Origin of the sequence: Paenibacillus sp. F411, from assembly GCF_017582705.1 — a bacterium.
Classification (GTDB): domain Bacteria; phylum Bacillota; class Bacilli; order Paenibacillales; family Paenibacillaceae; genus Paenibacillus_AQ; species Paenibacillus_AQ algicola.
In genome coordinates this window covers 67,782-84,113 of sequence record NZ_JAGFIP010000010.1, presented here as the reverse complement: position 1 = coordinate 84,113, position 16,332 = coordinate 67,782, and the positions used below count along the sequence as shown (strand labels likewise).

Here is a 16,332-nt window from a genome sequence, read left to right as displayed (position 1 = left end):
TTTTCGCGTTCATTGGCCGCGGGGGCGGCCAGCGGGCGCATCGAGTTCGGTTTTTCACGTTCGTTGGGCGCGGGGGGCGGCCAGCGGACGCATTGTGTTCGGTTTTTCGCGTTCATTGGGCGCGGGGGCGGCCAGCGGACGCATCGAGTTCGGTTTTTCGCGTTCGTTGGGCGCGCGGGCGGGCGGCGCACGCATCGAGTTCGGTTTTTCGCGTTCGTTGAGCGCGGGGGCGGCCAGCGGACGCAACGAGTTCGGTTTTTCGCGTTCATTGGGCGCGGGGGCGGCAGGCGGGCGCAACGAGTTCGGTTTTTCGCGTTCATTGGGCGCGGGGGCGGCATGCGGGCGCAACGAGTTCGGTTTTTCGCGCTCGTTAGGCGGCGGGGCGGTCAGCGGGCGCAACGAGTTCGGTTTTTCGCGTTCATTGGGCGCGGGGGCGGCATGCGGGCGCAACGAGTTCGGTTTTTCGCGTTCATTGGGCGCGGGGGCAGCAGGCGGGCGCAACGAGTTCGGTTTTTCGCGTTCATTGGCCGCCGGGGCAGCAGGCGGGCGCAACGGGTTCGGTTTTTCGCGTTCATTGAGCGCGGGGGAAGGCCGCAGATATATTAAAGGCCCATGCCATCGACATGGACCTGCGCGGTTCTCGGCTTACAGCCGCTTGTAGCTCCGCCACTCCTCCGGCAGCAGCTGGTGGTACTGCCGGTTCTGGAACCGGTCGTCCACCAGCACCAGCGTGCCGGTATCGCTCTCGGAGCGGATCAGACGCCCGCCGGCCTGTAGCACCTTGTTCATGCCGGGGTAGACGTAGGCGTAATCGTAGCCATTTTTGCCAAGGCGGTCGAAATAGGTACGAATGATGTCATTCTCAAATGACAGCTGCGGCAGCCCCACTCCGACCACCACGACGGAAGAAAGGCGCTCTCCCTTCAAGTCGATACCTTCCGAAAAAATGCCGCCCATGACCGCGAACCCGACAATGGGGCCGCCCCCGCTCTGGCGGAACGCACCCAGAAAAGCCTCCCGCTCTCCCTCACTCATCCCGTGACCCTGCAGCAGCGTGCGCATCTCAGGATGCGCTGCGCTAAACGCCGCATGGATCTCCTGCATATATGGATAAGACGGCAGAAACACCAGCGTGTTCACCGGCTTCTCCTTCACCAGCTCTGTCAGCAGCGAAAGGATCGCTCCCTTGCTCCGCTCCCGGTCCTTGTAGCGTGTAGAGACCGGCAGCAGCTTCACCTCCAGCTGGTCCGCAGAGAACGGAGACGGGATCGACAGGCTGTAATCCTCCTCCTCCGCACCCAGCATGTCCCGGTAATACATCAGCGGGGTCAGCGTGGCGGAGAAAATAATGGTGGACCGGAAGTTCTTGCCCGCCTGCCGGAGCAGATGCGAGGGGTCTAAGCAGAACAGCTTCAGAAAGACCTCACTGCCGTCCATCTCCGCATAAGTGACATACCGCTCATCATACAGCCGGGAAATGCGCAAATATCCCTGAGCCGCAAAATAACACTCCAGCAGCAGCTCGCTTTCCTCGCCGCCCCGCCCGCTCATCAGCTCCGGCTCTGCCTGCTGCACAAACGCCTCCAGCAGCTCATCCAGCATTTCCGGCTGACTTGAGCCGACTACCCGCGGCTCCTCCCCGCTTACCTTGCGCAGCACAATAAAACGGTTGTTCACCGTCTTGGCTGCCTGATAAACTCCGGGATTCCGCTCTTTAAAAGCGCGCTGCACGTCCAGGAACATCGACTTCCTCAGCTCCGCCGAATACATGCTGCGGGCACGGTCCACCAGATTGTGACCCTCGTCCACCAGCAGCACAGAGGATTTCTTAGCATCCTCCTGCATCCGCTTCAGCGACACCTTGGGATCAAAAATATAATTGTAATCGCAAATGACAACATCGGCCGCGTAAGCCGCATCCAGCGAGAACTCGAACGGACATACCCGGTGCTTGCGCGCATAGGCCTCAATAACCGGCCGGGTCATTGACGTCTCATGCTCCAGCAGATCCAGAATCGCCCCATTGATCCGGTCATAATATCCTTCGGAAAACACACAGCCCTCTGAAGTGCAGCCCTCTTCCGCCCCGAAGCAAATCTTGTCCTTCGCCGTCAAGGTTACCGCATGCAGCCGCAGCCCCCCGGCAGCGAGGTGCTCCAGCGCTTCTTCTGCGGCGGTCCGGGTAATGGTCTTCGCCGTTAAATAGAAGATCCGCTGCAGCGTCCCTTCTCCCATCGCTTTGATCGAAGGAAACAGCGTCGAGATCGTCTTGCCAATCCCTGTCGGTGCCTTCGCAAACAGCCTTTGCCCTTCTCCAATGCTTCGGTAGACCGCTCCCATCAGCCTTCGCTGCCCCTGCCGGTAATCCGGAAAAGGGAACGAAAGCTGCCGGATGCTCTCATCCCGCTGCTGTGCATGCTGAAGCCGGAGCCGGGCATACGGAGCGTAGCTCTCCGCTACACCAAGAGCAAATTCTTCAAGCTCGGCAGCCGTCAAGATGCGGCGGAACGTCTTGATCTCCTGACTTCTAATCTGAATATAGGTCAGCTGCACCGTAATCGGCGTCTGCGGGTGAAGACGATTGTACATATAGGCATACATCTGGGCCTGGGCCCAGTGAACAGGATAAGTGTCCTCCTGAATCTCCTCCAGGGTGCCGGCGGTGGACTTGATTTCGTCAATCACCGGCCCGTCCCCGGACAGAATCAATCCGTCACAGCGCCCCTCAATTGCAAAGATCAGGTCGCCGCACGGAATTTCAGCCGTGAGATGCACTTCCTTCTGGTCCTGCTCTCCGTAGCTCCTCTGGATGAGCTGATGCGCTCTCGTTCCCTCGGTCAGGGAGGAGGAGGTACGGAAGCCGGACACAATACTGCCGCTCCGGAACACGTACTCCACCAGCGGCCGGACCGATATTTCAATTCTATGGGACATAGGCGGTACAGACTCCTTTTTTGGCGTACAGGTTTCTGATCCGTATTATACCAAACTCCCGTTCCCCTGTAACCGTGAAGGAGGCTGCGGAGCAGATCTCATCACAAAATGCCCCGAAAGCCGTTTCCGGCCTCCAGGGCACCTGCTGATCTGCTTGCGCGTACGTTTATGCCTGCCGGTCAGGGCTTAAGGCAGCTTGGCATCCATCTCATCCAGGCTCCTGAATTCGTAGCCCTGCTTGCGGGCCTCGTCGATGATATCGCCAAGCGCCTCGGCATTGTCCCGGGAGATGGAATGCAGCAGCAGCACAGCTCCGGGATGCAGCTGGGCCGTGACCTTCTGAAGCGCATGCTGCGGTCCCTTCTGCGCATTGACGTCCCAGTCCATGTAGGCGATCGACCAGAACACATTCGTATACCCCATTTCCTTGCTCACCGCAAGAGAACGCTCATTAAAAATGCCCCGAGGAGTCCGCAAATACTTCATCTCCTGCTGGCCGGTTACGGCACTCACCTCTGACTTCACCCGGTCCAGCTCCTGCCGCAGCTTGTCCTCCGTAATCGCCGAAACATCCGGATGGCTCCACGAATGATTGCCGATGATGTGTCCCTCTGCGGTCATTCGCTTCAAGAGATCACCTTGCGTTCTTACATAATGGCCCGTGACAAAAAAAGCCGCCGGCACCTGCTTCGCCTTCAGCGTATCCAGGATTGCCGGCGTAAACCCGTTCTCGTACCCGTTATCAAACGTCAGGTACAGGTCCTTGCGGGCCGGATCGCCCATAAATACCGCTCCGTGCTTTTTCAAGAGCTCCTTGAAGCCCTCCTGGTCGATGGAAGGAAGCTTGCCGCCCTCGCTTTTTTTGAAGCCGAAATGAAAGGCCCGCCCTTCTCCATGGACTGAAGCCGGAAGCAGCAGATAGGTCAGCAGCGCCGTACACAGCAGTAAAACTGAAAACATCAACCATCGGGAGCCTGGCTTCACGGTTTTCACGGTGAATACCTCCTCTAGAACGAAATTTTGCCCTTTGGCACTAGGCTCAGCCGGTGGCCGCCTCCATAGGACATATCCCGTCTACTGTTCCCTGGGAGAAGGCTTGTTATGTAAAGAAGACGCTATTCCTCCACCTGAATGACGCAGCCCTTGCGGTGGCTTTCCAGCGCATACTCAATGAGCCGGATGGTGCTCAGAGCATCCTCGGGATTCACCGGCACCACAGAGCCCGAGGTAATGGCCTCCGCAAGCCCCTGATAAAAAGCGTGATAGCGTCCCGGCAGCGTATCAATCTGCCCCTGTACAGCAAGGCCGCTAAACTCGGTAGCAAGCTCGCCGTACTGATCAGGCTGATCCTCGCCCCAGCCGGGATCGCCGGGCCGCAGTCCCTGCTTGAGCTGGCCCTCCTGCGGATCGAGCCCGTATTTGAGGAAGCTGCCTTTATCTCCGTGCAGCTCAAACCTCGGTCCCGCCTGACGTACCAGCGAGCCCGCATGCAGAATGGCTCGGTGATTCTCATACGCCAGCACAAGATGGAAATAGTCCGTCACCGCCGAGCCGGGACGCTCCTCCCGCAGATCCGCCCAGATGGATTGCGGCTTGCCGAACAGCACCAGCGCCTGATCCAGCAGGTGTGAGCCCAGATCATAGAGCAGCCCTGTACCGGGCTCGTCCTGCTCTTTCCAGCTGTTTTTAATATCGGGACGGTACCGGTTGAATTGGGCATAATACAGCGAGAGCCGGCCCAGCGCGCCCGTCTCCAGCAGATTGCGGGCCGTCAGGAAATCATTATCCCAGCGCCGATTCTGATATACCGTCAGCAGCACGCCGCGGTTTTTGGCCAGAGCAATCAGAGCCTTGGCTTCCTCTGAGGTTACGGTAAAGGGCTTCTCTACGACCACATGCTTCCCGGCTTCAATTGCGTTCTTCGCATACTCATAATGCGTCGCATTGGGACTGGTCACAATGACAACGTCGATCGAGGCATCATTCAGCAGCTGCTCCACCTGGCTATAGACAACCGCCTCTGGCAAAGCTTTGTAGACCTTCTCCGGATGGGAGGAGACCACCGCAGCAATCTCATAGTCCGGTATACTGCACAGGATCGGAGCGTGGAACGTGGCGCCCGAAAGGCCAAATCCGATTAACCCCGCCTTGATGGTTGCGTTCTGTTCACTCATGACTAGCTTACCCCCGCTTCATGAATTCTTCATTGCTAACAACCTCGTTATTTTACCATGTTTACCCTTCATTGACGGGGTTTGCATAAATTTTTGCTGGAATTAATGAATGCATGATCCTTGCATATACCGCTGCCTGGTCCCTGACCGTAACTTTAGAGGTAAGCGTTTTCCAGCGCGTCCAAGTGAACGCCGGCAAGACCATTCTCTTGCCGGCGTTCCATGAATGCTTAATAAGGATCGGCTTCCTTACCCTCGCGCTTCGCTTCTTCCACAGCCTGCTCCCGCATATCGCCCCCGCCGGTGTGATGCTGGAGCCCTTCTGCCACGCGCCGGCCATAGTCTTGGTCAGCCTCGGTAAAATGCTTCACCATTTGCTCCTGAATCTCCGAGCTGCACAGAGACAGGGCACCGACCAGATTGCTGACCAGCTCCTCGCGCTCCCATTCCTCAAACGCGCGGTAGGTGTCGCCGGCCTGCTTGAAGTTCAGGCTTCGTTCAATCGGCTTGCGCACCAGACGCTCGTTATAGTGGGGCTCGTGCGGCTTGCCGGACTGCACCGCTTCCTTCAAGCCATCCATCATGGACGGCTCGTAATCCACATGCGGATTCTGCCCCGGAGCCTGGTCCACGTAATACTGCATCTGTCCGCCGCGCTGGTTCGTTGCGACTCTTTTCTTCGGTGCATTGATCGGCAGCTGCAAATAGTTCGAACCGACCCGGTAGCGCTGGGTATCTGAGTAAGAGAAGGTACGCCCCTGCAGCAGCTTGTCGTCCGAGAAATCCAGTCCATCCACCAGCACGCCGGTGCCAAAGGCGACCTGCTCCACTTCGTTATAATAATTTTCCGGATTACGGTCAAGCACCATCTTGCCTACCTTCAGAAACGGAAACTGCTCCGGCGGCCACAGCTTCGTAGGATCCAGCGGATCGAACTCCAGCTCCGGGTGCTCATCATCACTCATGATCTGCACACACAGCTCCCACTCCGGGTAATCTCCGCGCTCGATCGCCTCGTACAGATCCTGGGTCGCATGGCTGTCATTCATCCCTTGAATTTCGCTGGCTTCCTTCTGTGTCAGATTGCGGATGCCCTGCTTCAGCGGCTCCCAATGATACTTGATCAGCACGGCGTTCCCTTCGGCGTTCACCCATTTGTATGTATTGACGCCGGAGCCCTGCATCTGGCGGTAATTCGCCGGAATGCCCCACGGGGAGAACAGGAACGTGATCATATGCGTAGCTTCCGGGGAACGGGAGACAAAGTCGAACATGCCCACAGGGCCGGGGACATTAGACACCGGATCCGGCTTGAACGCATGCACCATATCAGGAAACTTGAGCGGATCGCGAATAAAAAAGATTTTCAGATTGTTGCCCACCAAATCCCAGTTGCCTTCCTCGGTATAAAATTTTACCGCGAAGCCGCGGGGATCGCGAAGCGTTTCCGGGGAGCCGGAGCCGTGCACCACGGTGGAGAACCGAACAAATACCGGCGTCCGCTTGCCCTGCTCCTGAAACAGCTTGGCCCGGGTGTACGTCGACACCGGCTCATCTCCCACCGTGCCGTATGCTTCAAAATATCCATGCGCGCCGGCCCCGCGGGCATGAACGACACGCTCGGGAATCCGCTCCCGGTCAAAGTGAGTAATTTTCTCCAGAAAATGATAATTTTCAAGCGTCGTCGGTCCGCGATCGCCAACGGTGCGCACATTCTGGTTATCGTGGATCGGGTGGCCCTGACGGTCTGTCAGCGTCTGCCCGGTTTCCATCTCTCCCGCTGCCTCACGGTTTGGCCCTTCCATACGGCGGTTGTCTGAATGGTGATTCATCTGCATCTCTCCTTTGTATACGGCTTGCACTGGATAGAATACCCGATGAATCCAAAATTATTAGAGAACTGTTCGCTCATTTGTTCGGAACCCGAAGCGTCATGTAAATTTTCTGAAATGTGTGTAAATTTTTAAATCATCTATTGCCTGTGCTCCTTAAATCCTGCTACGATAAGCCAGTAGCTTTCTCACGGGCTACAAGTCCAGTCGGATGTCTTGATGTAAAGCACGAATATATATAGAAGGAGACTACTCATGTCTATACAGCAAAAAAAGACCGGTCCGCTCATTCTGCTGATGGTCAATATGTTCATCGCAATGCTCGGCATCGGCTTGATTATCCCGATCCTGCCTGAGTTTCTGAAGGAATTCGGAGCAGGCGGCAAGACGGCCGGCTATCTCGTTGCCGCCTCCGGCCTCACCCAGTTTATCTTCTCGCCGATTGTCGGTGAATTGTCTGACAAATATGGCCGCAAGAAGATGATCGTTGCCGGTCTGGCCCTCTTTACCCTGTCCCAGCTGCTGTTCGCCTTCGCAGGCGAGGTATGGATGCTGTACCTGTCCCGCCTGCTCGGTGGCATGGGCGGCGCGGCCCTGATCCCGCCAATGATGGCGTTTGTGGCCGATATTACAACCGATGAGGACCGCGGCAAGGGCATGGGCATGCTCGGAGCAGCAATGTCTCTCGGCTTCGTCGTAGGCCCTGGCGTTGGCGGGTTCCTGTCGGAGGTCAGCCTCCGTACACCCCTGTACGTTTCCGCCGCTGTAGCTGCGGTTGCCCTAGTGCTCTCCTCTATCATTCTCCCGGAGACGCTGAGCAAGGAGCGGCAGCTGGCAGCGCGGGCGGTTACGGCCAAGAAGGAGAACATTTTCAAGCAGTTCGTGTTCTCGGCTAAAGCGCCGTATTTCGTACCACTGCTGCTTGTGTTCGTCCTGACACTGGGCCTGATGAATTTTGAAGCGATCTTCCCGCTTTACGCTGATGCCAGCTATAACTTCTCCACGAAGCAGATCTCTGTCGTCATTACGGTAGGCGCTTTGGTGGGAACGGTCATCCAGGCGATGCTGATTGACAAAATTCTTCGCCGGTTCGGGGAGGTCAAGCTGATCTCTGCCAGCTTCCTGGCGGCGGCTGTCTGCATGGTGCTGCTGCTGCTCTCCAGCAACTTCTGGTATGTGCTGGGCATATCGGTCCTGTTCTTTGTGTTCACAGCTATCATGCGCCCTGCGATCAATACCCTGCTGTCCAAGATGGCTGGCAATGAACAAGGCTTTGTGGCCGGCATGAACAATGCCTATATGAGCGTGGGTAACATCGTAGGTCCGGCGATTGCAGGCAACCTGTTCGATGTTCACATTAACATTCCGTATTTGTTCGGAGCCTGCATTCTGATCGGCGGTGTCGTCCTCAGTATGATCTGGGCTTCCCGCCGCGGGGTAGCACCTGCTGTCCCTGCTGCCGTGCAGGAGTAATTTTATCCTCTGCTTTGAATGGGAAAGAACACCGGTGCAGGATGCCGGTGTTCTTTTTGTGTATAGATTTGACCTGTTTACGCTCCTTTAATAAAAGGGTAACATTTGGTAGGCATTGGGTAGTTTAGTTAACAGCCTTTTGACTTCCTTTACAAAACGAGTCATAATACAATTTGTTAATCCCTTACAAATATTGTTTGAATACAGCAGCGCCTGATGAGGGCTGTTTTGCTTCAAATGAATGAAAGGAAGGCGGTTTATCCGTGTTTGCACAGAACCGGCTTCGGCTGACAATGTCGATGACGAAGCCCTTTATCTTTTTTTCCGTCCTTATGGTGCTCAAGAGCTACCTGGCCTGGGCCGTCATCTTTGACGACGTTATGCCCTGGCGCCCGCTGCTGGCAGAAATCCCGTTTATCTGGCTGATCTTCAGCCTGATTGAAGGCTTTGCCTCCAAGCGCAAAATGGCGGTGTATATGTCAGTGAATCTGCTGCTCACCGGTATTTTTTTCGCGGCCATTATGTATTACAAATATTACGGCGTCATGGTCAATTATCATGCACTGGAGCAGGTGAATCAGGTTACCGCGGTCAGTAACAGTGTATTCTCACTGATGGACCCTCATTTTCTGCTCATTTTTACCGACATTATTGTATTGTTTATTCTGCTGTGGAGAAATGACAAAGTGAAGGCCTGGAAGCAGGAGCACGCCCGCAGAACCCGCCGTTCACTGGCTTCGATTGTATTTGTCTTCTCGCTGCTGCTCTGCATCTTTCAAATTCTCCCCAACCGCACAGCCATGAACGAAATCGTCCAGGCGCAAGAGATGGGCATTCTCAACTATGAGCTGTACACCATCCTGAAGTCGGAGGAGATTGAGCTCGCAGATGCAGAGAGCATTACACAGGAACGGATCCAGAAGCTCAAGGGGATCACTCCGGCAGCCGCACCGATTTATGAAGGTATAGCCCAAGGCAAGAATGTGATTCTAATCCAGATGGAGTCATTCCAGACCTTCTTGATGAATCTGAGCATTGATGGTCAGGAAATTACACCTAACATGAACAAGATCGCGGCAGAGAGCCTTTATTTCCCGAACTTCTACCAGAATGTCGGCCAGGGAAACACCTCGGATGCCGAATTTGTGGTCAACACCTCCTTCTACATTCCGCCCCGGGGCGCGGCGACCCAGCACTATGCTGACCGGCAGCTGCCCAGCCTTCCGAAGCTGCTGAAGGAGGATGGCTATCAGTCGGCCACCTTCCATACGAATGTTGTGGAATTTTGGAATCGTGGAGAGCTGTACAAGGCTCTGGGCTTTGATCATTATTATGACAAGGCATTTTTCGGGGAAGAGGATCAGGTGTTCTTCGGCGCTTCTGATGAAACCCTGTACCGCAAGACCGCTTCACAAATGAAGCAGCTGGATGAGGCGGAACAGCCCTTCTACGCCCAGGTCATCTCCATGACGGCTCACCATCCGTATACGATTCCGGAGGAGAAGCATCAGATGGAGCTGCCGGAGCGCTATGAGGACACCTTCGTGGGAGACTATATTCGCTCGCAGAATTATGCCGATTACGCGCTGGGGCAGTTTATGGAGCAGCTTAAGCAGGACGGCATTTGGGAAGACAGCCTCATTATCGTATATGGCGACCATCTGGGACTGCCCATTTATTCTCTGGACCCTGATGACAAGCAGCTGATGCGTGAAATTTTGGGCCGTGAATATGTGACCGCCGATATGATTAACATTCCGTTTATGATTTACGGTGAGGGCATCGAGCCAGGCGTTGCGCCGCAGATCGGCGGACAGATTGACATCCTGCCGACGGTAGCCAATCTGACCGGCGCTTCACTGGAAGAGCAGCTATACTTCGGTCAGGATCTGCTGAATGCAACGGAGAGCAATCTCTTGCCTGAGCGTTATTATCTGCCATCCGGCTCTTTCATCAATAACACCAGTCTGTTTATGCCGGGCAACAGCTATGATGATGGCACGGTATACCCGCTGCCGAGTCATACCGCTGCTCAAATGTCTGCAACAGAAGATGAATTTAACCGGTCTTTGGAGCTCTTGCATTTGTCAGACAGCTACATCCGGCAGCTGCCGTTTCATACTCCGCAAGAGTAGCTTCATTGTATAAACAACCTGCATCCTCTTTGGTCTCTTTGAGACGAAGGAGGATTTTTTTATATTTATTTTTTTATGTTATGTATTCTTACACAAACTTTAGACCTTTTCATGAAAATAAATCCAATAAAACAGGGTATTTGCAAGAAAACTTATGAAATTCACGGGTAACACCTTCTTCAAGGTTGGATAATACGTCTTTTTGGACGATTTTGCCTGTAAATCAGTTTTGTTAAAATATCTCACATCATATTATGATTCCTCCAAGAAGTCGTTTATATGTAACCTTAACTTACATAAGACTGACACAATTACTGGAGGTTGATGACATGAAGAATTGGAAAGCTACCGGATTAAAATGGACCCTCGCCGCAAGTATGGCTGTCACCGCCATCCTGCCTCTGACGTACAGCGCTCCACCAACTTATGCTGCTGATGCTGTCGTTTCCAAAGTGGAGGTGGTCAAACGCCTGCCTATGGTTCAGGTCATCGCGACCGGGGGCACCATTGCCGGACAGTCTGTTGATGAAACGAGCTTTACCAAATACCGCTCGGGCACCCTGCTCGTAGAGGATATGGTAGCGGCCCTGCCGAACAAGGATCAGATCGCGGACGTCAGCTCCTACCAATTCGGTAACTCCGGCTCCAGTGCTTATACGATCGAGCAGCTGTATGATCTGTCCAAAGCTGTAGATGAAGCGTTGAAAACCCAGGACGGCGTTGTCGTAACGACCGGAACCGATACGATGGAAGAGATTGCTTACTTCCTTGATTTGACGGTACGAAGCCCGAAGCCGGTCGTCATTACAGGCTCCATGAGACCTTGGACGGTTATCGGATCGGATGCTCAAGCAAACCTATACAATGCCATCAAGCTGGCAGCGAGCGGCAAAACGAAATATTTCGGGACGGTGCTGATGCTGAACGACGAGTTCCACGCAGCACGTGAAGTGACCAAAGCGAACTCTTACCGTACAGATACCTTCGTTTCTCCGGGCGTCGGCTCCCTGGGACATATTGACGGCGACATGATCCGCGTCTACCGTGCTCCATTCCGCGCAATGAAATACGGCGGCCAATGGGCTACTCCGTTTGATCTGAACAAGATTGGCAAAGAGGAGCTGGCCAAGGTCGAAATCGCCTACTCCTACCAGGATGCAGGAGCAGGTGCAATCAGCGGCTTTGCCAAGGCGGGTGCTGACGGTATTGTCACTGCAGGAACCGGCGCAGGCGGCATCTCCCGGGCTATGAGCGAGGAGCGCAAGCAGGCGATTGAAGAGGGCGTCATCTTCGTATCCACCACCCGTACCGGATCGGGCAGCAACTACTCCAGCGGCGAAGGCATTATTGGCGGCGACAACCTGAACCCGGCTCATGCCCGCATCATGCTGCTGCTCAGCCTGTCCTTCTCCGAGAACTTTGACACCATTAAAGGCTGGTTTGAAACCTACGGCTACGGTCAGGTAGAGGCACGCAAATAAGACAGCATAAATCGTTAAAAAAAATCAGCCCTGCAGGCGAAGCATTCCAGCCTGCAGGGCTGATTTACGTGCGGTTTGCAGCAGCCTCTGCTTCATGGAGGGAGCAGCCGGTTTAACGACTGCAGGTTATGTGTAATTTGACATAAAGCCAATATATTTCTTATGATAAAAGAAATATATTGAAATGTAAGCCTTGAACATATCATGCACCGTAACCCGCTGCGGATTAGGAGTGACGACGTGGACGACCCCATACGAAGGATAAGCAGGCTGCGCCAATACGTGCGGAGCTTATCCTCTAACCGACAGGACCATCATGAACAGGCTTCCCGCATGTTTTTGATTCGGAAGCACCGGCTTCTGGAGCCTTTGAAATTCAGGTCGAATTATGTGAGAGTGCAGTGCATATTTCACATTGGCTTTGCCGTAAGCTAGAGCAACAGATTCGGACCAGAAAAAGATAAAGGATGTGTTTTGTTTTGTACGACAGTATAGGCTTTAATTTATTTTTAGTGGCATTACTTATTGCTTTTACAGCCTTTTTTGTCATGACCGAATTTGCGATCGTTAAGATCCGCACCAGCCGGATTGATACCCTGGTTCTGGAGGGACGCAAGAATTCACTCTCCGCCAAAAAGGTCGTCACCAATCTCGACGGATATCTATCGGCCTGTCAGCTGGGCATCACGATTACAGCACTCGGTCTCGGTTATTTGGGAGAGAGCACTTTTGAAGCGATATTTCACCCGGTATTCGATGCATTAGGACTGCCGACGGCGCTTTCGGGCACCATGTCCTTCTTGTTTGCATTTTTATTTATGACATACATTCACGTTGTGATCGGGGAGCTGGCGCCGAAGACACTGGCGATCCAGAAGGCAGAGCAGATTACACTGCTGACCGCCAAGCCGATCATTTGGTTTTACCGCATCATGTACCCGTTTATCTGGCTCCTGAACGGCTCCGCGAACGGACTGGTGCGGCTGTTCGGTCTTCATCCGGCCAGCGAGCATGAGGAAGCACATTCGGAGGAAGAGCTTCGCATGATTCTGAGTGACAGCTATGAGAGCGGCAAAATCAATCAGAGCGAATACGGCTATGTCAGCCGCATCTTCGCCTTTGACGAGCTGCTGGCCAAAGAAATTATGGTGCCCCGCACCGACATGATCTGCCTGTATGTAGATAAGCCGCTGGCGGCAAATCTGCAAATCATCAAACGGGAGCAGTATACCCGCTTTCCTGTTGTCCGCGGCGACAAGGACCAGGTCATCGGCATGGTCAATACGAAGCAGTTCTTCCTGGAGTTTGACGATAACGCCAGCGTGGATCTCTCGAAGCTGATCCACCCGGCGATGACAGTATCAGAAGCAACACCGGTCAAGAAGCTGCTGAAGAAGATGCAGCAGGAAGGCACGCACATCGCCATCCTGATTGATGAGTACGGCGGAACCTCCGGTATGATTACGATTGAGGACATTCTGGAGGAGATCGTCGGAGAAATTCGGGATGAATTCGATGATGATGAAGAGCTGGAGCTGGTTCAGCCGGAGCCAAACCGCCTCATTGTAGACGGCAAGGTGTCCATTAACCGGATCAACGATATTTTGTTAACCGACTTGAGCACCGAAGAGCTGGATACGATCGGCGGCTGGCTGTACGGGCACAACTCCGAGCTGGTCAAGGGTGACCAGTGGCAGTATAGTCACTTGACCTTCACCGTACTGGAGAAGAAGACGCATCGGTATACGAAGCTGGAGATTGTAAAGGCAGAAGAGGAAGAGACCGATCCGGAAGCAGCGGCAGCGCTGGAGGAGCAGCATTAGGGCGGATGTATCATGTTTAGGAGTAGAATGAGCGGTATCCCGTTAGGGATACTGCTTTTTTTCTTGTCTACACTTTAATGTGGTAGCTCTCTAATGTAATATAGCTAATATCAAATGGCTACTAGACTAGGGGGAGCAAAGACGAATGAGTCGACAAATTGCAATCATCGGAAGCAGCGGAGGAAATCTTTACAATCTGGGTGGTAAAGACCCCCGAAGGCTGCTGGGCGAAATTTTAATTCAAATGGAAAGTGCCGACTTAAGCTGTGCTGCGCTTCAATTTATTGCCGCAGAGGCGTCTATGGATCAGGCCAAGCCTGATACCCGGGCTACTCTTTACTCTTGGAAGATGTCGCAAGACGAGCCGGTCATCGCGGCCCAAGGAACGCTGCAGGAAGTAAACGAGGCTGCCCGGCAGCTGGATCAGGACATTGCAGAGCAGATTAGTTTGGGTGAAATTGACGGCATCATCGTCATGAGCGCCGACCCGGAGGGAACCAACCGCCTGGTGTTTGAAGCCGCGGCCCGTCATAAGATCCCGGTGACCGGGACGGGTGGCACCTCCATGGCTGGCATTCAATCCCGAGGCGTTCATGTCATCGCTGCATCCGGCACGACCGGCACGACGAACCGGACACGCGCCGTCACCTTCGTAACCTCACTGTGCAAGCATTGGCGGATGCCGTACCGTCCTGTCATTGGCAGCTCGGCTGGAGCCGGGACAGGAAATGATGCACTCTCTTCTCCGTGGAAGCGAATCAATCTGCGCGGGATTATGATGGCCTCATTGCCCGGTTTTATCGCGATGGCTCTGATCCTGGCCGCGAGTAAGGTTCCCGGGCTGTCGTCACTGTCCACCGTGTTTGAGCTCATGATCAAGGCGCTGCCGGTCATCTTGGCTGTTATTGCGGCCAAGCAGGTGTCTGAGCTGGATGAAGTGTCGATTGTAGCCGGTATTGTGGCAGGTGTGCTGTCTACAGAAGGCGGCATTATCGGCGGCATTATCGGCGGGATCGGGGCCGGACTGCTGGTGCACTATATTTTTCGTAAATGTGTGGAATGGCGCTTTCCCGCAACGACAGTGAACATTGCCGCTGGAGGCTTGGCAGGCCTGATCTCAGGTTTAGCTGTATACTTCCTGATCGCTCCAATCGCGCTGGTCGCCGGAGAAGGCATTCGCGGCCTGATTGAAATGCTCGTTTCCTTCAACCCGGCCATCGCTGGATTGATCGCCGGCCTGCTCATCTGGCCAGCCATTATTGGCGGAGTATACCATGCCGCCATTCTGCCGATCGTGCTGCTGGAGATGGAACGCACCGGTAACAGCTTCCTCGGCGCTGTAGACATGGTCGGTCTCGTGATGGTCTCGGCCGGCATTACGCTCGCCAACATCGTAGCCCCAAGAGATAAAGGGGAAGCGGCCGTCGCCGCACCCGGCTTTGCCATGAATATGGGCTTCGGTACCTTTGTCGAAGCTGCGTATCCCTTTATGTTCTCGAACAAGCTGGTGTTCGGGGGAGCTATCATGTCAGCCGGCCTGGGCGGACTGCTGGTGGGTCTGTTCGAAGTCCGCGGAACCGCTTATGTTCCGTCCTTCTTCGCACCGACCTTGTCCAACAATGCGTTTGGCTTTACGATCTCCATGCTGGCGAGCCTGCTGTGCTCGTTCCTCATTACGGTGATACTCAACAAGCTTTCGCTGGGACGCCGTCCCAAGGCTGATGTGAGTATGTAGCCTTAGGCGGCGCAAGCCGATGTCACTGGCGCGCATGGGAAAGGGGCTTCTTCATCTTTCGATGAGGAAGCCCCTTTTTTAGAGTTATGGCGCACTGTCGCGATTCAAGGCTTTACCAGTTCATAATAATCCCGAAACTCCAGCGGTTCCCGATCCTTCGCACTCACACTGAAGTAAAGCTCGGGGCGCCCGGCCGGATGCGCCTTCATTGTATAGTAGCCGGTGGACCAGTTGTATTCTACCTCGGTGACCTCAAAGGCCTCCTGGTATTTATCCTGCAAATATTGCTCTGCTGCACTGCTTGCTGCAGCCTGCTCCCGCTCTGTTTTGGTAAATGGCATCATTCCGACGGTATAACCTCCATACAGACTGCCCGCAAAAAGAGCTACACCGAGCAATCCGCGCAGCAGCAGGCCTTGTGCAGCCAGGCGCCGCTCTTTGTTCAGCTGCTCTTGCCCATCCTTCGGTCTCCTGAAATACATCGCGGCGACCCCCACACCGATCAGATGAATCAACAGCATCGCCGGAGCAATCAGCAAGCCCATAAAACCGAGGGTGAAGAAGAACAGCACTACCGCCAAACCTTGAAAGACGATGAACAGAAGGGCCCAGAATATCATCCAGCCCGTACCGATGTACATCATCCCTGCTCCCGTAGCGATCAGTGACAGCACGACAGCCGTCCAGCGATGCTTATTCCAGTTGTTCCAGTTCACCGCATCCTCCTGCTTTTTCACCGTTCTCC

The 16,332-nt window shown here is 54.4% G+C and carries 11 protein-coding genes; 5 read left to right on the top strand and 6 right to left on the bottom strand.

Going from position 1 to position 16,332, the window contains the following annotated elements; translation table 11 throughout:
• Window positions 1-54 precede the first annotated feature (54 nt).
• The 5 genes from JJQ72_RS11965 to JJQ72_RS11945 all read right to left on the bottom strand — a co-directional run bounded on the left by JJQ72_RS11965 (window position 55) and on the right by JJQ72_RS11945 (window position 6,913).
• Window positions 55-552 carry a hypothetical protein gene (locus JJQ72_RS11965; protein WP_208203814.1) on the bottom strand — a complete coding sequence of 166 codons (498 nt, stop codon included), beginning with the start codon at window positions 550-552 and terminating at the stop codon, window positions 55-57.
• Window positions 553-645: 93 nt separating this feature from the next.
• Window positions 646-2,934, bottom strand: a complete 2,289-nt coding sequence (locus tag JJQ72_RS11960) for an ATP-dependent DNA helicase (RefSeq protein ID WP_208203813.1) — start codon at window positions 2,932-2,934, stop codon at window positions 646-648.
• 186 nt (window positions 2,935-3,120) lie between these two features.
• Entirely contained in the window at window positions 3,121-3,918 is a 798-nt protein-coding gene (pdaA, locus tag JJQ72_RS11955) for a delta-lactam-biosynthetic de-N-acetylase (RefSeq protein WP_481856840.1), read from the bottom strand.
• A gap of 131 nt (window positions 3,919-4,049) precedes the next feature.
• Window positions 4,050-5,108: an oxidoreductase gene (locus JJQ72_RS11950; protein WP_208203812.1), complete on the bottom strand. Its 1,059-nt coding sequence runs from the start codon at window positions 5,106-5,108 to the stop codon at window positions 4,050-4,052.
• A 230-nt stretch (window positions 5,109-5,338) separates the two neighbouring features.
• The gene (locus JJQ72_RS11945) at window positions 5,339-6,913 is read right to left on the bottom strand and encodes a catalase (protein WP_243896057.1); all 1,575 of its coding nucleotides are present in this window, start codon (window positions 6,911-6,913) and stop codon (window positions 5,339-5,341) included.
• 282 nt (window positions 6,914-7,195) lie between these two features.
• Here JJQ72_RS11945 and JJQ72_RS11940 point away from each other — a divergent pair, with 282 nt between their 5' ends.
• The 5 genes from JJQ72_RS11940 to JJQ72_RS11920 all read left to right on the top strand — a co-directional run bounded on the left by JJQ72_RS11940 (window position 7,196) and on the right by JJQ72_RS11920 (window position 15,587).
• On the top strand, window positions 7,196-8,413 hold the full coding sequence (locus JJQ72_RS11940) for an MFS transporter (RefSeq protein ID WP_208203810.1): 1,218 nt from the start codon (window positions 7,196-7,198) through the stop codon (window positions 8,411-8,413).
• A gap of 293 nt (window positions 8,414-8,706) precedes the next feature.
• Window positions 8,707-10,548, top strand: a complete 1,842-nt coding sequence (locus JJQ72_RS11935; RefSeq protein WP_243896056.1) for an LTA synthase family protein — start codon at window positions 8,707-8,709, stop codon at window positions 10,546-10,548.
• Window positions 10,549-10,877: 329 nt separating this feature from the next.
• Window positions 10,878-12,029 carry an asparaginase gene (locus JJQ72_RS11930; RefSeq protein ID WP_208203808.1) on the top strand — a complete coding sequence of 384 codons (1,152 nt, stop codon included), beginning with the start codon at window positions 10,878-10,880 and terminating at the stop codon, window positions 12,027-12,029.
• 479 nt (window positions 12,030-12,508) lie between these two features.
• The gene (locus tag JJQ72_RS11925; protein WP_138227361.1) at window positions 12,509-13,852 is read left to right on the top strand and encodes a hemolysin family protein; all 1,344 of its coding nucleotides are present in this window, start codon (window positions 12,509-12,511) and stop codon (window positions 13,850-13,852) included.
• A 145-nt stretch (window positions 13,853-13,997) separates the two neighbouring features.
• Window positions 13,998-15,587, top strand: coding sequence for a PTS sugar transporter (locus tag JJQ72_RS11920; protein ID WP_208203807.1), 1,590 nt, complete (start codon window positions 13,998-14,000; stop codon window positions 15,585-15,587).
• Between the two features lie 104 nt (window positions 15,588-15,691).
• On the opposite strand, the gene JJQ72_RS11915 is transcribed toward JJQ72_RS11920, so the two are convergent.
• Window positions 15,692-16,324: a hypothetical protein gene (locus JJQ72_RS11915; protein ID WP_208203806.1), complete on the bottom strand. Its 633-nt coding sequence runs from the start codon at window positions 16,322-16,324 to the stop codon at window positions 15,692-15,694.
• Window positions 16,325-16,332: the final 8 nt, after the last annotated feature.

Excerpts from the sequence above, each read along its gene's own strand:
- JJQ72_RS11960 (WP_208203813.1), bottom strand. The coding sequence starts at position 2,934 with ATGTCCCATAGAATTGAAATATCGGTCCGGCCGCTGGTGGAGTACGTG.
- JJQ72_RS11950 (WP_208203812.1), bottom strand. The coding sequence starts at position 5,108 with ATGAGTGAACAGAACGCAACCATCAAGGCGGGGTTAATCGGATTTGGC.
- JJQ72_RS11945 (WP_243896057.1), bottom strand. The coding sequence starts at position 6,913 with ATGGAAGGGCCAAACCGTGAGGCAGCGGGAGAGATGGAAACCGGGCAG.
- JJQ72_RS11940 (WP_208203810.1), top strand. The coding sequence starts at position 7,196 with ATGTCTATACAGCAAAAAAAGACCGGTCCGCTCATTCTGCTGATGGTC.
- JJQ72_RS11935 (WP_243896056.1), top strand. The coding sequence starts at position 8,707 with ATGTCGATGACGAAGCCCTTTATCTTTTTTTCCGTCCTTATGGTGCTC.
- JJQ72_RS11930 (WP_208203808.1), top strand. The coding sequence starts at position 10,878 with ATGAAGAATTGGAAAGCTACCGGATTAAAATGGACCCTCGCCGCAAGT.
- JJQ72_RS11920 (WP_208203807.1), top strand. The coding sequence starts at position 13,998 with ATGAGTCGACAAATTGCAATCATCGGAAGCAGCGGAGGAAATCTTTAC.